General features: G+C 69.0%; 24 protein-coding genes. 14 read left to right on the plus strand and 10 right to left on the minus strand.

The window, feature by feature from the left end; translation table 11 throughout:
• Window positions 1–25 precede the first annotated feature (25 nt).
• Both nrdR and BJ984_RS12400 read left to right on the plus strand, forming a co-directional pair.
• Window positions 26–517, plus strand: a complete 492-nt coding sequence (nrdR, locus tag BJ984_RS12395) for a transcriptional regulator NrdR (protein ID WP_179548289.1) — start codon at window positions 26–28, stop codon at window positions 515–517.
• Window positions 514–1,545: a quinone-dependent dihydroorotate dehydrogenase gene (locus tag BJ984_RS12400; protein WP_179548290.1), complete on the plus strand. Its 1,032-nt coding sequence runs from the start codon at window positions 514–516 to the stop codon at window positions 1,543–1,545. The genes nrdR and BJ984_RS12400 overlap by 4 nt, the downstream gene beginning before the upstream one ends.
• A gap of 109 nt (window positions 1,546–1,654) precedes the next feature.
• Here the strand turns inward: BJ984_RS12400 and BJ984_RS12405 are convergent, their stop codons facing one another.
• Window positions 1,655–2,203 carry a DUF3043 domain-containing protein gene (locus BJ984_RS12405; protein ID WP_338074433.1) on the minus strand — a complete coding sequence of 183 codons (549 nt, stop codon included), beginning with the start codon at window positions 2,201–2,203 and terminating at the stop codon, window positions 1,655–1,657.
• Between the two features lie 66 nt (window positions 2,204–2,269).
• On the opposite strand from BJ984_RS12405, the gene BJ984_RS12410 reads away from it, so the two are divergent.
• From BJ984_RS12410 to ctaF, 5 genes are all read left to right on the plus strand, one after another.
• Entirely contained in the window at window positions 2,270–3,721 is a 1,452-nt protein-coding gene (locus BJ984_RS12410) for a dipeptidase (RefSeq protein ID WP_179548292.1), read from the plus strand.
• A 61-nt stretch (window positions 3,722–3,782) separates the two neighbouring features.
• On the plus strand, window positions 3,783–4,148 hold the full coding sequence (gene erpA, locus BJ984_RS12415) for an iron-sulfur cluster insertion protein ErpA (RefSeq protein WP_173180876.1): 366 nt from the start codon (window positions 3,783–3,785) through the stop codon (window positions 4,146–4,148).
• A gap of 185 nt (window positions 4,149–4,333) precedes the next feature.
• Window positions 4,334–5,206 (plus strand): aa3-type cytochrome oxidase subunit II, encoded by an 873-nt coding sequence (ctaC, locus tag BJ984_RS12420; protein WP_271206570.1) that lies wholly within the window; start codon window positions 4,334–4,336, stop codon window positions 5,204–5,206.
• Between the two features lie 9 nt (window positions 5,207–5,215).
• Window positions 5,216–6,964: an aa3-type cytochrome oxidase subunit I gene (gene ctaD / locus BJ984_RS12425; protein ID WP_246306462.1), complete on the plus strand. Its 1,749-nt coding sequence runs from the start codon at window positions 5,216–5,218 to the stop codon at window positions 6,962–6,964.
• Window positions 6,965–6,968: 4 nt separating this feature from the next.
• Window positions 6,969–7,388: an aa3-type cytochrome oxidase subunit IV gene (ctaF, locus tag BJ984_RS12430; RefSeq protein ID WP_173180878.1), complete on the plus strand. Its 420-nt coding sequence runs from the start codon at window positions 6,969–6,971 to the stop codon at window positions 7,386–7,388.
• Window positions 7,389–7,512: 124 nt separating this feature from the next.
• Here ctaF and BJ984_RS12435 read toward each other — a convergent pair whose 3' ends face one another.
• The 6 genes from BJ984_RS12435 to ctaE all read right to left on the minus strand — a co-directional run bounded on the left by BJ984_RS12435 (window position 7,513) and on the right by ctaE (window position 12,803).
• A complete protein-coding gene (locus BJ984_RS12435; protein WP_420841069.1) occupies window positions 7,513–7,893 on the minus strand; it encodes a cell wall-binding repeat-containing protein in 381 nt (126 codons plus the stop codon).
• A gap of 52 nt (window positions 7,894–7,945) precedes the next feature.
• Window positions 7,946–8,179: a cell wall-binding repeat-containing protein gene (locus BJ984_RS12440; protein WP_179548294.1), complete on the minus strand. Its 234-nt coding sequence runs from the start codon at window positions 8,177–8,179 to the stop codon at window positions 7,946–7,948.
• A gap of 323 nt (window positions 8,180–8,502) precedes the next feature.
• Complete coding sequence (gene qcrB / locus BJ984_RS12445) at window positions 8,503–10,206, minus strand: cytochrome bc1 complex cytochrome b subunit (RefSeq protein WP_179548295.1); 1,704 nt, start codon at window positions 10,204–10,206, stop codon at window positions 8,503–8,505.
• Window positions 10,203–11,273, minus strand: coding sequence for a cytochrome bc1 complex Rieske iron-sulfur subunit (qcrA, locus tag BJ984_RS12450; RefSeq protein WP_179548296.1), 1,071 nt, complete (start codon window positions 11,271–11,273; stop codon window positions 10,203–10,205). The genes qcrB and qcrA overlap by 4 nt, the downstream gene beginning before the upstream one ends.
• 48 nt (window positions 11,274–11,321) lie before the next feature.
• Window positions 11,322–12,116 carry a cytochrome bc1 complex diheme cytochrome c subunit gene (gene qcrC / locus BJ984_RS12455; RefSeq protein WP_173180883.1) on the minus strand — a complete coding sequence of 265 codons (795 nt, stop codon included), beginning with the start codon at window positions 12,114–12,116 and terminating at the stop codon, window positions 11,322–11,324.
• A gap of 57 nt (window positions 12,117–12,173) precedes the next feature.
• On the minus strand, window positions 12,174–12,803 hold the full coding sequence (gene ctaE, locus BJ984_RS12460) for an aa3-type cytochrome oxidase subunit III (RefSeq protein WP_173180884.1): 630 nt from the start codon (window positions 12,801–12,803) through the stop codon (window positions 12,174–12,176).
• Window positions 12,804–12,905: 102 nt separating this feature from the next.
• Here ctaE and trpD point away from each other — a divergent pair, with 102 nt between their 5' ends.
• On the plus strand, window positions 12,906–13,958 hold the full coding sequence (gene trpD, locus BJ984_RS12465; protein WP_179548297.1) for an anthranilate phosphoribosyltransferase: 1,053 nt from the start codon (window positions 12,906–12,908) through the stop codon (window positions 13,956–13,958).
• Between the two features lie 14 nt (window positions 13,959–13,972).
• Here the strand turns inward: trpD and glpK are convergent, their stop codons facing one another.
• A complete protein-coding gene (glpK, locus tag BJ984_RS12470; RefSeq protein ID WP_173180886.1) occupies window positions 13,973–15,487 on the minus strand; it encodes a glycerol kinase GlpK in 1,515 nt (504 codons plus the stop codon).
• A gap of 112 nt (window positions 15,488–15,599) precedes the next feature.
• Window positions 15,600–16,370 carry an MIP/aquaporin family protein gene (locus BJ984_RS12475; protein WP_373877444.1) on the minus strand — a complete coding sequence of 257 codons (771 nt, stop codon included), beginning with the start codon at window positions 16,368–16,370 and terminating at the stop codon, window positions 15,600–15,602.
• A 231-nt stretch (window positions 16,371–16,601) separates the two neighbouring features.
• Between BJ984_RS12475 and dhaK the strand changes: the two genes are divergently transcribed.
• Genes dhaK through dhaM form a run of 3 tightly spaced genes read left to right on the plus strand, consistent with a single transcriptional unit; the run spans window position 16,602 to window position 19,005 of the window.
• Window positions 16,602–17,603, plus strand: a complete 1,002-nt coding sequence (dhaK, locus tag BJ984_RS12480; RefSeq protein WP_179548299.1) for a dihydroxyacetone kinase subunit DhaK — start codon at window positions 16,602–16,604, stop codon at window positions 17,601–17,603.
• Window positions 17,604–17,608: 5 nt separating this feature from the next.
• On the plus strand, window positions 17,609–18,268 hold the full coding sequence (gene dhaL / locus BJ984_RS12485; RefSeq protein ID WP_179548300.1) for a dihydroxyacetone kinase subunit DhaL: 660 nt from the start codon (window positions 17,609–17,611) through the stop codon (window positions 18,266–18,268).
• A complete protein-coding gene (dhaM, locus tag BJ984_RS12490; RefSeq protein ID WP_179548301.1) occupies window positions 18,268–19,005 on the plus strand; it encodes a dihydroxyacetone kinase phosphoryl donor subunit DhaM in 738 nt (245 codons plus the stop codon). The genes dhaL and dhaM overlap by 1 nt, the downstream gene beginning before the upstream one ends.
• Window positions 19,006–19,045: 40 nt before the next feature.
• On the opposite strand, the gene BJ984_RS12495 is transcribed toward dhaM, so the two are convergent.
• Window positions 19,046–19,489, minus strand: a complete 444-nt coding sequence (locus BJ984_RS12495; RefSeq protein ID WP_179548302.1) for a nitroreductase family deazaflavin-dependent oxidoreductase — start codon at window positions 19,487–19,489, stop codon at window positions 19,046–19,048.
• A 176-nt stretch (window positions 19,490–19,665) separates the two neighbouring features.
• On the opposite strand from BJ984_RS12495, the gene BJ984_RS12500 reads away from it, so the two are divergent.
• From BJ984_RS12500 to BJ984_RS12510, 3 genes are all read left to right on the plus strand, one after another.
• The gene (locus BJ984_RS12500) at window positions 19,666–19,977 is read left to right on the plus strand and encodes a hypothetical protein (RefSeq protein WP_179548303.1); all 312 of its coding nucleotides are present in this window, start codon (window positions 19,666–19,668) and stop codon (window positions 19,975–19,977) included.
• A 71-nt stretch (window positions 19,978–20,048) separates the two neighbouring features.
• Window positions 20,049–20,771 (plus strand): DNA adenine methylase, encoded by a 723-nt coding sequence (locus BJ984_RS12505; RefSeq protein WP_179548304.1) that lies wholly within the window; start codon window positions 20,049–20,051, stop codon window positions 20,769–20,771.
• 45 nt (window positions 20,772–20,816) lie between these two features.
• Window positions 20,817–21,617, plus strand: a complete 801-nt coding sequence (locus BJ984_RS12510; RefSeq protein ID WP_179548305.1) for a siderophore-interacting protein — start codon at window positions 20,817–20,819, stop codon at window positions 21,615–21,617.
• The last annotated feature ends 32 nt before the right edge of the window (window positions 21,618–21,649 follow it).

Genomic DNA, 21,649 nt, shown 5'->3' on the forward strand with positions numbered 1-21,649 from the left:
TGCGAGCCGGTACCCTGGAAGGGCCATGTTCTGCCCTTACTGCCGCTACCCCGACTCCCGCGTCGTCGACTCGCGCACCACCGACGACGGCCTCGCCATCCGCCGCCGCCGTCAGTGCCCCGACTGCGGGCGGCGCTTCAGCACCACCGAGACCGCGTCGCTGAACGTCATCAAGCGCTCCGGCGTGGTCGAGCCGTTCAGCCGCGAGAAGATCGTCAGCGGTGTGCGCAAGGCCTGCCAGGGCCGCCCGGTCACCGACAGCGACCTCGCGGTGCTCGCGCAGCGCGTCGAGGAGACGGTTCGCCTGAGCGGAGCGGCGCAGATCGAGGCGAACGACATCGGCCTCGCCATCCTGCAGCCCCTCCGCGAGCTCGACGAGGTGGCCTACCTCCGCTTCGCCAGCGTCTACCAGGGCTTCGACTCGCTCGACGACTTCGAGGCGGCCATCACGCTGCTCCGCGTCGAGCACGAGCAGGCCGCCGCGACCGGAGGCGACACCGCTCGCACGGCCGAGTGAGCGCCTACGGCCTGCTCTTCCGGCACGTGCTGTCGAAGATGGATCCGGAGGCGGCGCACCACCTCGCCTTCTCGGTCATCGAGGGCATCCCTCGGGTCGGCCTCGAGAAGCTGGTCGCCCGCTTCACCCGGCCCACCTCCGACATCTCGGTCACGGCCCTCGGCCTCCGCTTCCCCACCCCCTTCGGCCTCGCGGCCGGGTTCGACAAGGACGCGAAGGGCATCCGGGGCTTCGGCGCCCTCGGCTTCGGCCACGTCGAGGTCGGCACCATCACCTCTCGGGCGCAGCCCGGCAACCCGAAGCCGAGGCTGTTCCGGCTGATCGCCGACCGTGCCGTGGTGAACCGCATGGGCTTCAACAACCACGGGGCGGCCTCCGCGGCGCTGCGGCTGGCGCGGGTGCGCTCGGCCGAGCATCCGCGACCCGTCATCGGGGTGAACATCGGCAAGAGCCGGGTCGTCGACGTCGACGACGCGGTCGACGACTACCTCGAGAGCACCCGGGCGCTGGCGCCGATGGCCGACTACCTCGTGGTGAACGTCAGCTCGCCCAACACGCCCGGTCTGCGCGGCCTGCAGGAGCTCGACCGGCTGCGGCCGCTGCTCTCGGCGGTCAAGGGCGAGGCGGGCCCGACGCCGCTCCTCGTCAAGATCGCCCCCGACCTGACCGACGACGAGGTGGCGAAGATCGCCACGCTCGCGGTCGAGCTCGGGCTCGACGGCATCATCGCGACCAACACGACCATCTCCCGCGAGGGGCTCCGCACGCCGGCATCGGTCGTCGAGGCCGCCGGGGCGGGCGGGCTGTCAGGGGCGCCGTTGGCGTCGCGGTCGCTCGAGGTGCTGCGGAGCATCCGCTCGGTCGTGCCCCCGACGATGTGCGTCATCTCGGTCGGGGGAGTGGAGACCGCGGCCGACGTGCGCGCGCGGCTCGACGCCGGTGCGACGCTCGTGCAGGGGTACACGGCGTTCCTCTACCGCGGGCCGCTCTGGGTGCGCGAGATCAACCGCGGTCTCTCGCGGGCCTGACCCTCACGCCCGGCCGCGGTCGCGCCTCGGGGGTCGCCTGCCGCGGGTTCGCCTGCCGCGGGTTCTCCTGGCGGGGACTGCCAGGCGGGGTTTGCCGGTGGGGGTTCGCCTACTTGGGGAACTCGCCGCGCTTCACCTGCGGCTTCGGCAGGCGCAGGCGGCGGAACTGCAGGGCGCGCATCGTCGCGTACCAGCGCAGCCCTCGCTCGACGTTGTCGGCGCCGAACTTCACTCGGAGCTTCTTCATCAGGCGGAAGTTCACGAACACGCAGTCGGCGATCACGATCAGCACGAAGGCGTAGAGGCCGAGCATGACGCCGGCCTGCAGCTCGGGCGCGGGCACGAGCGTGAGCAGGATCACGACGAACATCGCCGGGATGATGAACTCGCCGAGGTTCAAGCGGGCGTCGATGTAGTCGCGCACGTAGCGGCGCTGCGGGCCCTTGTCACGCAGCGGCAGGTACTTCTCGTCGCCGTTCGCCATGCCGACGCGGGCGCGCTCGCGCAGCTCCTGCTGGCGGCGGCGGGCGTCTTTCGTCGCCTCTTTGCGGTCGTTGGGAACCAGGGGGCGCTTGTTGGCTGCTTCGCGCTCCTTGCGGGTCGGCGTAGCGTGCCCCTTGCCCGTTCCGGTCTGCTCCTCCACAGGAGCCTCGATCACGGGTTCTGCTGCACTGCTTTTTCTGGCCACGGTGTCCTCGTTCGTCGGTCTCTTAAGATTACCTTCATGACAGACGCTCCAGACTCCTCGTTGCCTCCGAATGCTCCTCCTGGTCTCACCGACCGTGAGGCCGCCCTCGTCGAGGCCGTGCAGCTCGCGCTCCCGGCGAGCATCGCCGAACTGAGTGCGCTGGTGCGCATCCCCTCGGTGTCGTGGTCGGCGTTCGACCCGGCCCACGTGGCGGCCAGCGCCGAGGCCGTCGCGGGCCATGCTCGCGACCTCGGTGTCTTCGAGTCGGTCGAGATCCTCCGCGCACCGATGGCCGGTGCCGACGGGCAGCCGGGGGAGCTCGGCCAGCCCGCCGTGCTCGCCACCCGTGCCGCGCGCAACGGTCGGCCGACCGTGCTGCTCTACGCGCACCACGACGTTCAGCCCCCTGGGCGCGACGAGGAGTGGGAGTCACCGCCGTTCGAGCCGACCGTCCGCGGCGACCGGCTCTACGGCCGGGGCGCCGCCGACGACAAGGCGGGCGTCGAGTCGCACCTGTCCGCCATCCGCGCGCTCACCGAGGTCGCCGGGCCCGACTTCGACCTGGGGCTGGTGCTCTTCATCGAGGGGGAGGAGGAGTTCGGCTCCCGCTCCTTCGCGAACTTCCTCGAGGCGCACCGCGAGAAGCTCGCCGCCGACGTCATCGTGGTCGCCGACTCCGACAACTGGGATACACAGACCCCCTCCCTCACCGTCAGCCTCCGTGGCAACGTCACCTTCCGCCTCACCGTGTCGACGCTCGCGCACGCCTCGCACTCGGGCATGTTCGGGGGAGCGGCGCCCGATGCGATGGTGGCCGCCGTGCGCCTGCTCGCGTCCTTCCACGACGACTCGGGCGCGGTCGCGGTCGCGGGGCTCGAGGGCCGCGAGATCGACGCACCGCCCTACGGCGAAGACTCCCTGCGCGACGACGTCGGCCTGCTCGACGGCGTCACGCCACTCGGCACCGGCTCGGTGCTCTCCCGCATGTGGGCGAAGCCGACCGTCACGGTCACGGGCATCGACGCGCCCTCGGTGGCCAACGCCTCGAACACCCTCATCCCGAGTGTCTCGGTGCGCATCAGCGCCCGCATCGCGCCCGGCCAGCCCGCCCAGAAGGCCTTCGAGGCCATCGAGCGACACGTCCGCGATCACGTCCCGTTCGGGGCGCACGTCGCCATCGACGACGTCGACACCGGAGACCCCTTCCTCGTCGACACCTCGGGCTGGGCCGTCACCGCGGCGAAAGACGCGATGCGCGACGCCTGGGGCGCCGAGCCCGTCGAGGCGGGCATCGGCGGGTCCATCCCGTTCATCTCCGACCTGTCGCGGGTCTTCCCCGAGGCGCAGATCCTGGTGACCGGGGTCGAAGACCCGAACACCCGGGCGCACAGCCCGAACGAGTCGCTCCACCTGGGGGTCTTCAAGCGGGCCATCCAGACCGAGGCGCTGCTGCTGCTGAGACTCGACGGGCGCGGCGGGAATTCCTGAGCAGGGTCCCGGGTTTCCGGAGTTAGACTTCCTCCATACTTCCGATCGACAAGGAGTGCACATGAGCGACACGATCCTGACGGCTGCCGTCGAGGCGCCGGCTCACAAGGTGGGTCTCACCGACACCGCCGCCACCAAGGTCAAGAACCTGCTCGAGCAGGAGGGCCGTGACGACCTTCGTCTGCGCGTCGCCGTCCAGCCCGGTGGCTGCTCGGGCCTGATCTACCAGCTGTACTTCGACGAGCGCATGCTCGACGGCGACGCGGCGGTCGACTTCGACGGCGTCGAGGTCATCGTCGACAAGATGAGCGTCCCCTACCTCGAGGGCGCCACCATCGACTTCGAAGACACCATCCAGAAGCAGGGCTTCACGATCGACAACCCGAACGCTTCGGGCAGCTGCGCGTGCGGAGACTCGTTCCACTAGTCGCCACGCCGTCAGCGCAGCTCCACGCGCATCCGAGAAGGGGCCGTTCCACACCGGGACGGCCCCTTTTTTCGTGCGCTACCACCCTCGGATGCGGGGTGGCTGTGGCTCCGACCGGTAAATCGACACAGTAGGCTAGGAGAAGGTCAAATACACTGATGGTGTAGCTTCCCGAAAGGTCTCTGGTGCGCTCTAACCGACGTCTCCGATGGGCCGCGATCCCTATCGCGGCGCTCATGTCCGTTGTCCTCGCCGGCTGCACGCAGGACCAGCTCCAAGGCTGGCTTCCCACCGAGCCCGGCACCACGAACAACGTCGACCGCGTCATCGGCCTCTGGGTCACGTCGTGGATCGTGCTGCTCATCGTGGGTGTGCTCACGTGGGGTCTCACCATCTGGGCGATCGTGGTCTACCGCCGCCGCAAGGGCCAGACCGGCCTGCCGGCGCAGCTGCGCTACAACATGCCGATCGAGATCTTCTACACGGTCGTGCCGCTCATCCTCGTGCTCGGCTTCTTCGCCTTCACGGCCCGCGACCAGAGCGCGATCGAGCAGGCCTACGAGAAGCCCGACTACACCATCCAGGTGTTCGGCAAGCAGTGGGCGTGGGACTTCAACTACACCAACGACGACGTCTACTACGCCGGCGTGCAGGGTCAGGACGACCCCGACGACGACAACGGCAACCTCGTCGAGTCCGAGATCCCGACCCTGTACCTGCCTGTGGGCAAGCAGATCGAGATCCAGCTCGAGTCGCGCGACGTCATCCACTCCTTCTGGGTCATCGACTTCCTCTACAAGAAGGACATGCTGCCCGGCAAGACGAACTACATGTACGTCACTCCCGAGAAGGAGGGCACGTACACCGGCAAGTGCGCCGAGCTGTGCGGCGAGTACCACTCGATGATGCTCTTCAACGTCAAGGTCGTCTCGCAGCAGGAGTACGACAGCTACATCGAGACCCTCCGTGCCGCCGGCAACGAGGGCCAGCTCGGTCACGAGTACGACCGCAACCAGAACCTCCCGGGCATCGGCGAGCCCGCGCACGAAGAAGAGTAGGAACGCGACATGACTGCAACCGTCGACGTTGCGCCCGCGAGCGGCGCAGCTCTCCCGGCGCCCACTCCGACCCCCTCCAAGTCGGTCGGACGCAAGGGCAACATCCTGGTCAAGTGGATCACCTCCACCGACCACAAGACCATCGGGTACATGTACCTGATCGCGTCGTTCCTGTTCTTCTGCCTGGGCGGAGTGATGGCCCTGGTCATCCGCGCCCAGCTGTTCGAGCCAGGTCTCGAGCTGTTGCAGACGAAGGACCAGTACAACCAGCTGTTCACCATGCACGGCACGATCATGCTGCTCATGTTCGCGACGCCGCTGTTCGCGGGCTTCGCCAACGTGATCATGCCGCTGCAGATCGGTGCGCCCGACGTGGCGTTCCCGCGACTGAACGCCTTCGCCTTCTGGCTGTTCCTGTTCGGCTCGCTGATCGCGGTCTCCGGATTCCTCACCCCGCAGGGCGCCGCCTCGTTCGGGTGGTTCGCCTACGCACCGCTGTCGTCGACGACGTTCACACCCGGTGACGGTGGAAACCTCTGGGTCTTCGGCCTCGGCCTCTCGGGCTTCGGCACCATCCTCGGTGGCGTGAACTTCATCACCACGATCATCACGATGCGCGCCCCCGGCATGACCATGTTCCGGATGCCCATCTTCACCTGGAACATCCTGGTGACGTCGATCCTCGTGCTGATGGCCTTCCCGGTGCTCGCCGCCGCGCTCTTCGCCCTCGGCGCCGACCGCGTGTTCGGAGCCCACATCTACGACGCGGCCAACGGCGGCGTGCTGCTCTGGCAGCACCTGTTCTGGTTCTTCGGCCACCCCGAGGTGTACATCATCGCGCTGCCGTTCTTCGGCATCGTCTCCGAGGTGTTCCCGGTCTTCAGCCGCAAGCCGATCTTCGGCTACAAGACCCTGATCTACGCGACGATCTCGATCGCCGCCCTCTCGGTCACGGTCTGGGCGCACCACATGTACGTCACCGGCTCGGTGCTGCTGCCCTTCTTCGCCCTGATGACCATGCTCATCGCGGTGCCGACGGGTGTGAAGATCTTCAACTGGGTCGGCACGATGTGGCGCGGCTCGGTGACCTTCGAGACCCCGATGGTCTGGGCGATCGGCTTCCTGATCACCTTCACCTTCGGTGGTCTGACCGGCGTCATACTGGCGTCGCCGCCGCTCGACTTCCACGTCTCCGACACGTACTTCGTGGTGGCGCACTTCCACTACGTGGTGTTCGGCACCGTGGTGTTCGCGATGTTCTCGGGCTTCTACTTCTGGTGGCCCAAGTGGACCGGCAAGATGCTCAACGAGCGTCTCGGCCACTGGCACTTCTGGCTGCTGTTCATCGGCTTCCACACGACGTTCCTCATCCAGCACTGGCTGGGCGTCATGGGCATGCCGCGACGGTACGCGACCTACCAGCCCGAAGACGGCTTCGCCTGGATGAACCAGCTCTCCACCATCGGATCGTTCATCCTCGCGGCCTCGATGATCCCGTTCTTCCTGAACGTGTACATCACGGCCCGAAAGGCGCCGAAGGTCACGGTGAATGACCCGTGGGGCTACGGCCGCTCGCTCGAGTGGGCGACCTCGTGCCCGCCGCCGCGGCACAACTTCACCTCGATCCCGCGCATCCGTTCGGAGTCGCCGGCGTTCGACCTCAACCACCCCGAGGCCGGCATCCCGGTCGGCGTGGGCCCGGCGAAGGACGCCCCCGATGCCCCCACGTACGACATCGTGAACGACAAGGTGAAGTAGCGCCATGAGAGCCAATACCAACCTCTTCTGGATCCTGACCGTCTTCATGGTTCTGGCCGCCGTGGCCTACACCGTGTGGTCGCTGATCTGGTACGACGGCCAGCTCGAGTGGGTCGGAACTGTCGGCATCGGCCTCGCGGCGGTGCTGTCGGCGTTCCTCGCCTTCTACCTGAGCCGGGTGCACAAGGCGCAGGGTGCGGAGCTCCCGGAAGACCGCCTTGACGCCAACATCGACGACGGCGACCCCGAAATCGGCTTCTACAGCCCCTGGAGCTGGTGGCCCATCATCCTCGCAGGTGGCGGCGCCCTCCTCATGCTCGGCCTCGCGGTCGGCTTCTGGATCTGCTTCCTCGCCGGCGCGCTCGTGCTGGTCGCCGTGGTCGGCTGGACCTACGAGTACTACCGCGGCTACTTCGCCCGCTGACTCTGCCGTACCACCCCGCACGTCCCGAAGGCCCGCTCCCACCCGGAGCGGGCCTTCGGCGTTGTCCGGGCCGAGCGAAGAGGCCCACCCGTCCGACGTGGACGAGCGGGCCCCTGTTCACCGTTCAGCCGACCGGCCGACCAGGATCAGCTGCAGATCGGCAGGTTCTCCAGCGCCGCGTCGAGCACACAAGGAGGACGGGCGACTTCGTGATGCCCGCCAGAACACCGCCGGCGAGGGCGTCGGGGTAGTTCTCACCCGTCGCGAAGTAGACGGTGTCGACGGGAGCGGTCCAGTTCGCGGCGGTGACGTTCGCCGAGACGATGAACCGATCGTCGCCGTCGATGCGGGTCAGAGCCGTGGTCACCGACTTGATATCGGCCGCCAGGGGAGCGGAGACGGTGTCCTCGCCACCGAACACGGTGGCGCTGGTCACCCCGCGGGCGGTCAGGAGCGCCTTCTCGTCGACGCTCAGCGCGGTGGCGTCGCCCTTGACGAGCAGCACAGGTGCCGTGTTCTTCGCGGCCGCCGGACTCGCGCTCAGTGCGTCCGGGAACTTAAGCCCGGTCGCGGCATCGACAGGACGAGCGAGCGTTGTGCTGAGCGGCGATCGCCGTGGCGCTGAGAGCATCCGGGTAGTTCTCGCCGCTCGCGACGTACACGAGCGGGGTCTCGGCGGGCGCGATCTCCCAGGCGACGACCGCCGCGGTCTCGTACCGGTCGTCGCCGTGGATGCGCTCGGCGATCGAGGCCGTCGGCACGATGTCCATCACGCAGCTCTTCTCGCCCACGGCCGACGTTGTTCTCGAAGTGCATCGTGAAGCGAAAGCCTGTCGCGACCTGGCGCCTCCTCGCCGCCTTGCGGCTCGGGGATGTTGGACCCCCGCAGCTGCTGGCGCTCAGCGTCGATATCGTCCAAAACCGCTGAGGAGAGAGATCTCCCAGGTCGCCCGACCGACCTGCACGGTCACGTAGCAGCAGATGGACCTTCCCAGAGTCCGATCGAGAGAACCCATGGCGTTATGAGCACTTCCTACTCACGCAGCGCGAAGCGCCCGCCCCGTAAGGGGGCGGGCGCTGGGCGGAGCGGCGGCGGGCGGGAGCCCGCGCGCGGTCAGTGGTGCGTGTTGCCGCCGGTCGGGTCTTCGAGCTCACCGCGGGCGGGGGAGCCGGTGCCCACAGCGGGGGCGTGGCCGTGGCCGTGGGCCGCGTCGAGCTCGGCGCGGGACGCCGGGGCGATGCGGTCCTCGAAGAACCAGTTCGACATGGCCGAGCGAAGGCGCATCACCGGGGTGATCTTGCCGTTGGCGTTCGGGCGCAGCATGATCGGCTCGAAGGACTCGTAGTCGACCAGCTTCCAGCGCTCGTAGTCGTCGAGCTGCTCGTGCACCTCGATGTACTCGCCGCCCGGGAGGCGGACGATGCGGCCCGACTCGTAGCCGTGCAGCACGATCTCACGGTCCTTCTTCATCAGGCCGATGCAGACGCGCTTCGTGATGAAGTACGCCACGAACGGGCCGAGCACCGCCCACGCCTGGACGACGTGGATGACGCCCTCGATGGAGAGCTGGAAGTGCGTGGCCATGAGGTCGGACGAGGCCGCCGCCCAGAGCGCCGCGTAGAACGTGACGCCGGCCGCGCCGATGGCGGTGCGGGTCGGGGCGTTCCGCGGGCGGTCGAGGATGTGGTGCTCGCGCTTGTCGCCCGTGACCCAGCTCTCGACGAAGGGGTAAATGGCGACGAACAGGAGCAGCAGCACCAGCGCGACGACCGGCACCAGGATGTTGATCGACCAGGTGTGGTTCAGCCAGACGAACTCCCAGCCCGGCGGGATGAGTCGCAGGGCGCCGTCGGCGAAGCCGATGTACCAGTCGGGCTGGGTTCCGGCCGAGACGGGGGAGGGGTCGTAGGGGCCGTAGTTCCAGATCGGGTTGATCGTGAAGAACGACGCCATCAGGGCGATGACACCGAACACCAGGAAGAAGAAGCCGCCGGCCTTCGCCGCGTACACGGGGAGGATCGGGTAGCCGATCACGTTCTTCTCGGTGCGGCCGGGGCCGGCGAACTGGGTGTGCTTGTGCACGACCACGAACACCAGGTGCAGGGCCAGGAAGGCGACCAGGATGGCCGGCAGCAGCAGGATGTGCAGCGTGTAGAGGCGCCCCACGATGGCGGTGCCCGGGAACTCGCCGCCGAACAGCAGGAACGAGGTCCAGGTGCCGATGAACGGGATGCCCTTGATCAGGCCGTCGATGATGCGGAGGCCGTTGCCCGAGAGCAGGTCGTCGGGGAGCGAGTAGCCGGTGAAGCCCTCGGCCATCGCGAGGACGAACAGCACGAAGCCGATCATCCAGTTCAGCTCACGCGGCTTGCGGAACGCACCCGTGAAGAACACGCGCAGCATGTGCAGGCCGATGGAGGCGATGAACAGCAGCGCCGCCCAGTGGTGGATCTGACGCACCAGGAGACCGCCGCGCACGTCGAACGAGATGTGCAGCGCCGAGTCCATGGCGGCCGACATCTCGACGCCCTTGAGCGGCACGAAAGCACCGTCGTAGTGCGTCTCGACCATCGAGGCCTGGAAGAAGAACGTCAGGAACGTCCCCGACAGGATGATGACGACGAAGCTGTAGAGCGCCACCTCGCCGAGCATGAACGACCAGTGGTCGGGGAAGATCTTGCGGCCGAACTCCTTGACGACCGCCGAGATGCTCGTGCGCTCGTCGAGATAGTTCGCGGCGGCGCCGGTGATGCCGCCGCCCTTCTTCGGAGTCGCCGGAGCCTCAGCGGCTTCGGTCCTCTCGATCGTGCTGGTCATGAACGCTCCCAGAAGCTAGGTCCGACGGGCTCGTGGAAGTCGCTCTGTGCCACGAGGTAGCCCTCCGAGTCGACCTCGATGGGCAGCTGGGGCAGCGGCCGCTTGGCCGGCCCGAAGATCACCTTGGCCTCGTTCACCACGTCGAAGGTCGACTGGTGGCAGGGGCAGAGGAGGTGATGGGTCTGCTGCTCGTAGAGTGCCACCGGGCATCCGACGTGCGTGCAGATCTTGGAGTACGCGACGATGCCGTCGTACGACCAGCCCTCGCGCTCCGGGCTGATGTTCAGGTCGGCCGGGTCGAGGCGCATGAGCAGCACCGCGGCCTTGGCCTTCTGCTCGAGCAGGTCTTCGCGCTCGTTCAGGCCCTCGGGGATGATGTGGAACACCGATCCGATGGTGATGTCGGACGCCTTGACGGGGATGCCGCTCGGGTCGAGCGTCAGACGCGCGCCCTTCTTCCACATGGTGTGGCTGAGCAGCTCCACCGGGTCCTGATCCTGCGGGCCGAGGCCGCGGAAGAGCACGAGACCCGGCAGCGGGAAGGCGATGATGGCGCCGATCAGGCTGTTCCGGATGAGGGTGCGTCGTCCGAAGCCCGACTCCTTGTCGGCCTGGTCGAAGATCTCGACGGCCCTGGCACGCGTCTCGTCGGTGCCGCGCACCGGGTGACGGACGTCGATGCCCTCCTTGTCGACCATCAGCGCCTTGCCCCAGTGCACGGCCGCGAGGCCGATGCCGAAGAGGGCGAGAGCCGAGCCGAGGCCGATGAAGAGGGTGTTCAGACGGAGGGCGACGGGGTCGCCGTCTTCGATCGGGAAGGCCATGTAGGCCGCGAGGGCGAAGATGCTGCCCGCGATCGAGAGGTAGAACAGGGTGTAGACCGTGCGGTCGGCGTGCTTCGCCTTCGCCGGGTCGAGATCGGTGACGCGCGCGCGGTGCGGCGGCTCTCCCGGGTTCTCCACGTCGGAGCCAATGACCGCTGTACCCGCCGAAGTGCGATGACTCGTCTCGACGGCCGACGAATCGGAGGCGGCTGAGTCGATGCCGCTCACCTCGTCATGTGCCATTGTGTATCCCTTTCGAGCTGCTGCTGGTGATTGCTGTGGTCACGCGGATCAGTTGGACTTGGCGGTCAGCCAGACCATCAGTCCGATGATCGCGCCGAGGCCGAAGATCCAGGCGAAGAGGCCCTCGGCGACCGGGCCGAGGTTGCCGAGCTCGAAGCCACCGGGCGACGGGTTGTTCTCGACGTACTTGAGATAGGTGATGATGTCGCGCTTGTCTTCGGGCGTGAGGTTGTCGTCGTTGAAGACGGGCATGTTCTGCGGGCCGGTGAGCATGGCCTCGTAGATGTGCGTGGCCAGCACGCCGGTGAGCTCGGGGGCGTACTTGCCCTCGGTGAGCGCACCGCCGGCGCCGGCGACGTTGTGGCACATGGCGCAGTTGATGCGGAACAGCTCGCCGCCGTTCGCGGCGTCGCCGTCGGCCTGCAGGAGGCTGGCGTCGGGGATGGCCGGGCCGGGGGAGATGGACGCGACGTAGGCGGCCATCGCGGCCGTCTGCTCGTCGGTGAACTGCACGGGCTTCTGCATGGCCTGGGGGCCCTGCATCGCGAGCGGCATGCGGCCGGTGCCGACCTGGAAGTTGACCGAGGCCGCGCCGACGCCGATCAGGCTGGGGCCGTCGTCGGTGCCCTGCAGGCTCATGCCGTGGCAGGTGGCGCAGTTCGAGGCGAAGAGCTTCTCGCCCTCGTCGATGACCTGCTGGCTCGACATGTCCGTCTCGGCGGTCGCAGCGGTGGTGCTGCTGAACGCGGCGTAGCCGCCGCCCGTGACGACGAGGCCGATAGCGATCAGCAGCACAGTCGCCAGGGGGTGGCGTCTGTTTGCTTTCCTGCTCCTGCGGGCCATTCTCTCAACTCTCTTTCGGTACTGCGGGTGCTGCGTCGGGTTGATCGGGGTGGAGCGCTACTTCAGCACGTAGATGACGAAGAAGAGGCCGATCCAGACCACGTCGACGAAGTGCCAGTAGTACGAGACGACGATGATCGACGTCGCCTCCTTGTGACCGAAGTTCTTGACCGCGAAGACGCGGCCGAGCATGAGCAGCATCGCGATGAGGCCGCCGGTGACGTGCAGGGCGTGGAAGCCGGTGGTGAGGTAGAACGCCGAGCCGTAGGCGTTGCCGTCGATGGTGATGCCCTCGGAGACGAGGGTCGCGTACTCGAGCACCTGGCCGCTGACGAAGACGGCGCCGAAGGCGTAGGTGAGGAAGAGCCACTCGGTGAGGCCCCAGTCCTTCGGGGCCCAGCTGGTGCGCTTGACCTGGCCGCGCTCGGCGGCCCAGACGGCGAACTGGCACCAGAACGACGAGATGACCAGGATGATCGTGTTCACGGCCGCGAAGGGCACGTTCAGCACGCCGGCCTGCTCGGCCCAGGCGCCCGGGTTCGTGGAGCGCAGCGTGAAGTAGATGGCGAAGAGGCCCGCGAAGAACATGACCTCGCTGCCGAGCCACACGATGGTGCCCACCGCCACGGTGTTGGGGCGCTGGACCACAGGGGCACTCTGAGAATGGGTCAATGAGCTGCTCGTCACTGTTCCATTATGTCCGATATCGGGGCGTGGTTTTGCATTCGGCGCACCATTGGGGCCCACCACCGGCGTGTCCCGTTCGGAGCGGCCCGTAGGATCGCTCCCATGGCTGAAACGCTCACCTGGCCCTCGATGATCGCGCGACTCCTGACCGGGCGGGATCTGTCGATCTCGCAGGCCACCTGGTCGATGGACAGGATCATGCTGGGTGAGGTGACCGAGGCGCAGCTGGCCGGTTTCCTGGTGGCGCTCCGGGCCAAGGGCGAGACGGTCGACGAGATCGTCGGCTTCCGCGACGCGATCCTCGACCACGCCCTCCCGCTGGAGGTCGATCCCTTCGCGCTCGACATCGTCGGCACCGGCGGCGACAGCTACGGAACCGTCAACGTGTCGACCATGGCGTCCATCGTGGCGGCGGCGAGCGGCGTCCCCGTGATCAAGCACGGCAACAAGGCGGCGAGTTCGCTCTCCGGCTCCTCCGACGTGCTGCGCGCGCTCGGCATCGACCTCGAGCTCGAGCCCGAGCGGGTGGCCGCCGTGCTGCTGGAGACCGGCATCTCCTTCGCCTATGCGGCGAAGTTCCACCCCGGCTTCAAGAACGCCGGGGCCGTCCGGGCCGAGCTCGGCGTGCCCACGGTGTTCAACTTCCTCGGCCCGCTCTGCAACCCCGCCCGCGCCGAGGCCTCCGCCGTCGGCGTCGCCCACCTCGACCGGGTGCCGCTGATCACCGGCGTGTTCCAGACCCGCGGCGCGACGGCGCTGGTCTTCCGCGGCGACGACGGGCTCGACGAGCTGACCACCACGGGCCACAGCCACATCTGGGAGGTCTCACGCGGGTCGGTGAAGGAGCACGACCTCAACCCGCGCGACCTCGGCATCCGCACCTCGACCATCGACGAGCTGCGGGGCGGCGACGCCGAGCACAACGCCGAGATCGTGCGCCGCACCCTCGCCGGCGACTCCGGTCCGGTGCGCGACATGGTGCTGCTGAACGCGGCGGCCGGGCTCGTGGCGTTCGAGCTGGCGTCCGACCCGGCGGAGGTCGACCGGGCGATGGTGGAGCGCCTCGAGGAGAAGATGGCCATCGCCGCCACCGCCATCGACACAGGGGCCGCGACCCAGAAGCTCGACGACTGGATCGCGGCCACCCGCGCGTAGCTGACCGAGGAGGGCTACTGCACGTCCTCGTCGACCCAGTCCATCGTCTTCGTGACGGCCTTCTTCCAGTTGCGGTACAGCCGGTCGCGCTCGGCCGAGTCGAGGTCGGGCGTCCAGCGCGAGTCCTCCTGCCAGTTCGCGCGCAGCTCGTCGAGGTCGGCCCAGTAGCCCACGGCGAGGCCGGCCGCGTAGGCCGCTCCGAGCGCGGTGGTCTCGGCGACGACGGGTCGCACGACGGGCACGTCCAGGATGTCCGCCTGGAACTGCATCAGCAGGTTGTTGGCGATCATGCCGCCGTCGACCTTCAGCTCGGTCAGCGGCACCCCGGAGTCGGCGTTGACCGCGTCCAGCACCTCCTTGGTCTGGAAGGCGGTGGCCTCGAGTGCCGCGCGGGCGATGTGGCCCTTGTTGACGTAGCGGGTCAGACCCACGAGGGCGCCCCGCGCATCCGATCGCCAGTAGGGCGCGAACAGGCCCGAGAACGCCGGCACGAAGTAGGCCCCGCCGTTGTCCTCGACCGTGGCGGCGAGCTCCTCGATCTCGGGGGCCGACTTGATCAGGCCGAGGTTGTCGCGCAGCCACTGCACGAGCGAGCCGGTGACCGCGATCGAGCCCTCGAGCGCGTAGTGCGGTTCGGCGTCGCCGAGCTTGTAGCCGAGGGTCGTCAGCAGTCCGTTCTTGGACTTCACGATCTCGGTGCCCGTGTTGAAGATCAGGAAGTTGCCGGTGCCGTAGGTGTTCTTGGCCTCGCCGGCGTCGAACGCCGCCTGGCCGAAAGTGGCAGCCTGCTGGTCTCCCAGGATGCCCGCGACGGGCACTTCGCGCAGGAGCGACGAGGTGTGCACCGTGCCGTAGATCTCCGAGGAGCTCTTGATGGCCGGCAGCATCGACTTGGGCACGCCGAACACCTCGAGGATGTCGTCGCGCCACTCGAGCGTCTCGAGGTCCATGAAGAGGGTGCGCGAGGCGTTCGTGACGTCGGTCGCGTGCACGCCGCCGTCGACGCCGCCCGTCAGGTTCCACAGCACCCAGGTGTCGGTGGTGCCGAAGAGCAGGTCGCCCGCCTCGGCGCGCTCACGGGCGCCCTCGACGTTCTCGAGGATCCAGACGATCTTGGTACCGGCGAAGTAGGTCGACAGGGGCAGGCCGACGGTGTCCTTGAAGCGCTCGGCGCCGCCGTCCTCCGACAGGCGGTCGACGATGGCCTGGGTGCGGGTGTCCTGCCAGACGATGGCGTTGTAGACGGGCTCGCCGGTGTTCTTGTCCCAGACGACCGCGGTCTCGCGCTGGTTCGTGATGCCGACGGCCTTCACGTTGTGCCGGGTGATGTTGGCCTTGGAGAGGGCCTGCCCGATCACCTCGCGGGTGTTGTCCCAGATCTGCTTGGGGTCGTGCTCGACCCAGCCCGCCTTCGGGAAGATCTGGTCGTGCTCCAGCTGGCCGGTGGAGACGATGGAGCCCGAGTGGTCGAAGACGATCGCCCTCGTGCTCGTCGTGCCCTGGTCGATCGCGATGATGTAGTCCGTCATGACAACTCCTTTGTGTGAGACGACTGCTGACGCCCTCCGCCGGATCGGCGGGGATGGTGCCGGGAAGAGAGAGCGGGCCGGTCCACGTCATCGTGGCCCGGCCCGCTGGGTGCTAGGTGAGGATCGGCAGGAGGGGGATGGCCAGAAGGCCCGCGAGCACACCGCCGATGATCGGTCCGACGACCGGCACCCACGCGTACGACCAGTCGCTCGTGCCCTTGCCCTTGATGGGCAGCAGGGCGTGCGCGATGCGCGGCCCGAGGTCACGGGCCGGGTTGATGGCGTAGCCGGTCGGGCCACCGAGGGAGGCGCCGATGCCGATCACGAGCAGGGCCACGGGCAGGGCGCCGAGGGCTGCGAGGCCGCCGTCTCCCTGTCGTCCGCCGCCGAAGCCGATCACGACGAACACCAGCACGAAGGTGCCGATGATCTCGGTGACCAGGTTCCAGCCGTAGGAGCGGATGGCCGGACCGGTGGAGAACACGCCCAGCTTGTTGGCCGCGTCGGGCTCCTCGTCGAAGTGCTGCTTGTACGCCAGCCAGACGAACACCGCGCCGATGATCGCACCGATCAGCTGCGCGCCGATGTACGCGATGACCGACAGGAAGTTCACGTCGACCGCGGTGGCCTCCGAACCGAACGAGGTCGCGCCGTTGGCCAGCAGGCCGAGCGTCACGGCGGGGTTGAGGTGGGCGCCTGAGGCGTACGAGACGATCACACCGGCGAAGACCGCGAGGCCCCAGCCGATGTTCACCATCAGGAATCCGCCGTTGAAGCCCTTGGTGCGCACCAGGGCGACGTTCGCGACGACGCCGCAGCCGAGGAGCACGAGCATCGCCGTGCCCACCAGCTCCGACAAGAAATCGATACCGAGATTGTCCACGATGACCTTCCTTCGCACTGAGCGGCCGCCGACTGCGGCCTCCGGGGTGAACGGATTGAGCCAACAGTATCCCCAGGAAGTTGTCAGGTACATGGCGGATCGCGCCGTGTCGCCGCCGACGGCCGACCGCTCTGCACCTACCGGTGCCCGAGGCCGACGGCGTAGATTCGTCTCGGACGGCCAGGCGCTGGCTCCCGTCGCACCGACGAACGGTGACCGGAGGGAATTTCAATGAAGAAGCTCATCAACGATCCGAAGAACGTCGTCGACGAGGCGGTCGTCGGCTTCGAGGCCGCGCACGGCGACCTCGTCACCGTCTCGCACGACCCCATCTACATCGCGCGCAAAGACGCTCCGGTCGCCGGCAAGGTCGGCCTGGTCTCGGGCGGCGGCAGCGGGCACGAGCCCCTGCACGGCGGCTTCGTGGGCTTCGGGATGCTCGATGCCGCCGTTCCCGGACCGGTCTTCACCTCCCCGACCCCCGATCCGATCCTGGCGGCGACGAAGGCCGTCGACGCGGGCAAGGGCGTGCTGCACATCGTGAAGAACTACACCGGGGACGTGCTGAACTTCGAGACCGCCGCCGACCTGGCGTCCGCCGAGGACATCGAGGTGCGCACCGTGATCGTCGACGACGACGTCGCCGTGAAGGACTCGCTCTACACGGCCGGCCGTCGCGGTGTCGCAGGCACGGTGCTGGTCGAGAAGATCGCCGGGGCCGCCGCCGAGCGCGGCGACGACCTCGACGCGGTCGCCGCCGTCGCCACGAAGGTCAACGCCCAGGTGCGCACCATGGGCGTCGCGCTGACGCCCTGCGTGGTGCCGCACGCGGGCGAGCCGAGCTTCGTGCTCGCCGACGACGAGATCGAGATCGGCATCGGCATCCACGGCGAGCCGGGCCGGGAGCGGATCAAGCTGGAGCCGGCCGACGCGATCGTCGACCGCCTGCTCGGGCCCATCCTGGAGGATCTGCCGTTCGGCTCGGGCGACGAGGTGCTGCTGCTCGTCAACGGCATGGGCGGCACGCCGCAGGTCGAGCTCTACATCGTGTTCAAGCACGCCGCGGAGGTGTTGGCTGAGAAGGGCATCACGGTGACCCGCTCGCTGGTGGGGAACTTCGTGACGTCGCTCGAGATGCAGGGCGTGTCGATCAGCGTGCTGAAGCTCGACGAGGAACTGACCGGACTGTGGGACGCACCGGTGCAGACGGCTGCGCTGCGCTGGGGAAGGTAGAGGGCATGGCTGACGCTCTGGGCATCGACTGGACGACGGACTGGATCCGGCGCACGGCGCAGGTGATCCACGACCACCGGGTGGAGCTCGTGACCCTCGACCGCGAGATCGGCGACGGCGACCACGGCGAGAACCTCGACCGCGGCTTCACCGCCGTGATCGCGAAGCTCGACACGCTGGCCGACGACGCGGCTCCGGGCGACGCCCTGAGGCTCGTGGCCACCACCCTGATCTCGACGGTCGGCGGGGCCTCGGGGCCGCTTCTCGGCACCGCGTACCTCAAGGGTGCGGCCGCCGTGGGCAAGGACGAGCAGCTCGACGGTGCGGCCGTGGTGGCCTTCCTCACCGCGGCCCGCGACGGCGTCGTGCTGCGCGGCAAGGCCGAGAGCGGCGACAAGACGATGATCGACGCCTGGACCCCGGCGGTCGACGCGGCCGCCGCCGCCGAGGCCGAGGGGCGGTCGCCGGCCGAGATCCTCGCCGCCGCCGCCGATGCCGCCGAGAAGGGCGCCGAGGCGACCGAGCCGCTGGTGGCTCGGAAGGGCCGCGCGAGCTACCTCGGCGAGCGGGCGATCGGGCACCGCGACCCGGGCGCGCAGTCGTCGTCGCTGATCCTCCGCGCCGCGGCCGACGCTGCGGCGGGCAGCGCCGGGGGAGCTGCGTGATGGCGGGCACTCCCGGCAAGGTCGGCGTGGTCTTCGTCTCGCACAGCGCGAAGATCGCCGAAGGGCTCGTCGAGCTCGCCGGCCAGATGGCGGCCTCGACCACCCTGGTGGCCGCGGGCGGCACCGACGACGGGGGCATCGGCACCAGCTTCGACAGGGTCAGCGCCGCCGTCACCGAGGCCGACTCCGGTCACGGGGTCGCGGTTCTCTGCGACCTCGGCTCCGCGATCCTCACGGCCGAGACCGCGCTCGACTTCCTCGACGAGGAGGTCCAGGCGCGGGTGCGCATCGTCGACGCCCCGCTCGTGGAGGGCGGAGTCGCTGCGGCGGTCGCCGCCGAGTCGGGGGCGACGCTCGACGAGGTCGTGGCGGCCGCGCGGTCGGCGGCGGGGCCCATCGGCGAAGCCGAGCGCGAGACAGATGCGGGGGCCGGGGCGAACGCGGCGGTGCCGGTCGTCGAGGAGCCGGCCACCGCATCCGGGACCCCGTCGCGCACGGTGACCATCGTCAACCGCGACGGGCTGCATGCGCGGCCGGCCGCGGAGTTCGTGAAGCTCGCCAGCACCTTCGGGCAGAGGGTGACGGTGAACGGCAAGGACGCGAAGAGCCTACTCGGCATCATGTCGATGGGCCTCGTGAAGGGCGCCAGCGTCGAGATCGCGAGCGCCGACCCCGAGGGGGCCGAGGCCGTGAACGCGCTGGCCGACCTGGTCGAGTCGGGGTTCGGCGAGGAGTAGCCGCCGCAGGTGCCGTGCAGCCGCCCGCGGGCGAACTCGCCTAGTCCTCGTCCATCCGGCTGAGCACGAACAGCGGGATCTCGCGGTCGGTCTTCGTCTGGTAGTCGGCGTAGTCGGGGTAGGCCTCGACGGCGCGCTGCCACCACACGGCCTTCTCCTCGCCCGAGACCTCGCGGGCGAGGTAGTCGTGCTTCTCGGTACGGTCCTGCAGCTCGACGTGCGGCTCCTTGACGATGTTGAAGTACCAGACCGGATGCTTCGGTGCCCCGCCGAGGGAGGCGACGACGGCGTACTCCCCGTCGTGCTCGACCCGCATCAGCGGCGTCTTGCGGAGCTTCCCCGACTTCGCGCCGACGGTGGTGAGGATGATGACGGGCATGCCGCGGAGGGTCGTGCCCTTAGTGCCTCCCGAGCCCTCGTAGGTCTCGAGCTGCTGACGCGCCCAGTCGCTGGTTCCCGGTTCGTATTCTCCGATGAGAGGCATGTCACGATCGTACGTCGGTCGACCCCGTCCAGGGCCTCGGGGGTGAGGATGGGCGCGTTCCGTGCGACCATAGAGGACGGGGACAACGGGGGAACGATGAACGTTCGAGAGGATCTGATCAACTGATGGCAAGCGGTGCGACAGCGAAATGCCCGGTCTGCGGTAAGTCTGTGGCGGTGGGCTTCGTGTCGCAGACCCTCATCCAGCACGAGAACAAGCTGAACGAGCGATGCCGTGGCACGGGCGTCACCCCGACCACTCCGGTACGGGGCGGCTCGTCCACCGGATCGAGCACCCGGCCGGCGTCCAAGACGGCGAAGACCAGCCCGGCGTCCAAGGGCGGCGTCACCGTGCGCAAGCTCGACGTCGACCCCGAGGTGCTGAAGGAGCGTCGCGAGCGCTCCGAGCGTCTGCGCGAGGAGCGGGCCGAGGCGGCCCGCGAGCGCAACGCCATCGGCTTCTCCTACTTCGACGAGCCGCGCCGCTGAGTCGTCGGCCTCCGGCGCCGTTCCTCGAGAGCGCTTCGACGCGCCGCCTGGCCGGCTTCGCGCTGGAGGCCGTGCCCGAGGTGCTCGACGGCTACGCCGAGCCCTTCCTCGACGGCGGGGCGACCGCGATCGCGGTGCTGACCGCGCGTCCGGAGGTCGTGGCGACGCTCTTCGGCCAGAACCCGGCCGTGGTCGAGGTCTGGCAGGTGGTGCGCGACGACGTCGACGCACTCATCCGAACGCTGCGATGGCTGGAGGACCGGCACTCGCCCGCCTTCTTCGCGGGGGTGCGTGAGCGCGATCTCGACCCCGCCTCGGCCTCCTCGCTTTCTCCTGCCGAGCGCGCGGCGCGCTACGTCTACCTGCGGGGCACGGCGAGACCGGATGCCCGGGGCGACCAGCCCCGGGTCGTGACGCGCGTCGCCGCCGATCCCGGCGCGGCCCCCGTCGAGTACGGTCGTGACGCGGTCCCGATCGACGAGACAGGGCTCCGGATGCTCGCCCGGCTGCTCGGCGACCGCGACGTCACGCTGGCGGCGCGGCCCCCGTTCGAGCTGCTCGGCGAGCTCCGCGAGGACGAGCTGCTCTGGCTCGATCCCACCGACGCCGCGGGAGACGTCTCGCCCCGCGAGCTGCGGAGCCTCGTCGGCTCGGCCGTGGCGAGGGGGGCCGCGGTGCTGGCACCCGGGCATCCGCTTCTCGACGGCGCGCGCGAGCTGGCCGTCCTCGCCCGCCCGGCCGACGACGTGACGCTGCTCGGCAGCGCCGCCCTGCGCCGCGCTCTCCGCCCCTGACCCGGGTGCGGTAGCTTAGGGTCACCTAAGTCGAAGGGGAGGCCCGTGAGCAACATCGCCATCACGCACGCCGAGTCGGGGCTCGTCCGCACCGCGGTCGTGCGATCGGAGCGGGTGACGCCGCACATGCAGCGGGTCACCTTCGGCGGGGGAGACCTCGACCGGTTCCGCTTCCGCGGCTTCGACCAGTGGTTCCGGCTGGCGGTGCCGGTCGACGACCGGACGCGATTCGAGCGGCTGCCCGACACCTTCGGGATGGGCGGCTACCTGAAGTACCTCGCTCTGCCCAAGGGCACGCGGCCGGTCATCCGCAACTACACGGTGCGGGCGTACCGCTCCGAGCCGGCCGAGTTCGACGTCGACTTCGTGGTGCACGGCGACGCCGGCGTCGCAGGCCCCTGGGCGAGTGCCGTCGAGCCCGGGTCTCCGCTGGCCGAGGTCGCCTTCATCGACCAGGGCTGCGGCTGGTCGCCCGCGCCGCACGACAGCGTGCTGCTCGTCGGCGACGAGAGCGGGCTGCCGGCGGTGGCGGGCATCCTGCGCGACCTGCCGCGGGACGCGACCGGTCACGCCGTGATCGAGCTGTTCGACGAGCGCGACCGGCAGCCGCTGGAGGCGCCGGAGGGTGTGCGGGTGCAGTGGGTGACCAGGTCGGCCGAGGCCGCTCCGGGTTCGGCGGCGCTGCCGGCCGTGCGGGACCTGCCCGCGCTCGAGGGGCGGGTGGCGGCGTTCGCTGTGGGGGAGTCCGCCGTGGCGACCGGGGTGCGCCGGCACCTGGTCGCGGAGCGGGGGCTGCCCAAGGCGGCCGTGACGTTCTGCGGGTACTGGAAGCGGGGCGGGAGGTGAGCGGCGCGAGCATCCGCTGATCTTTCTTCGGG

The sequence above is a fragment of the Herbiconiux flava genome, assembly GCF_013409865.1.
Classification (GTDB): domain Bacteria; phylum Actinomycetota; class Actinomycetes; order Actinomycetales; family Microbacteriaceae; genus Herbiconiux; species Herbiconiux flava.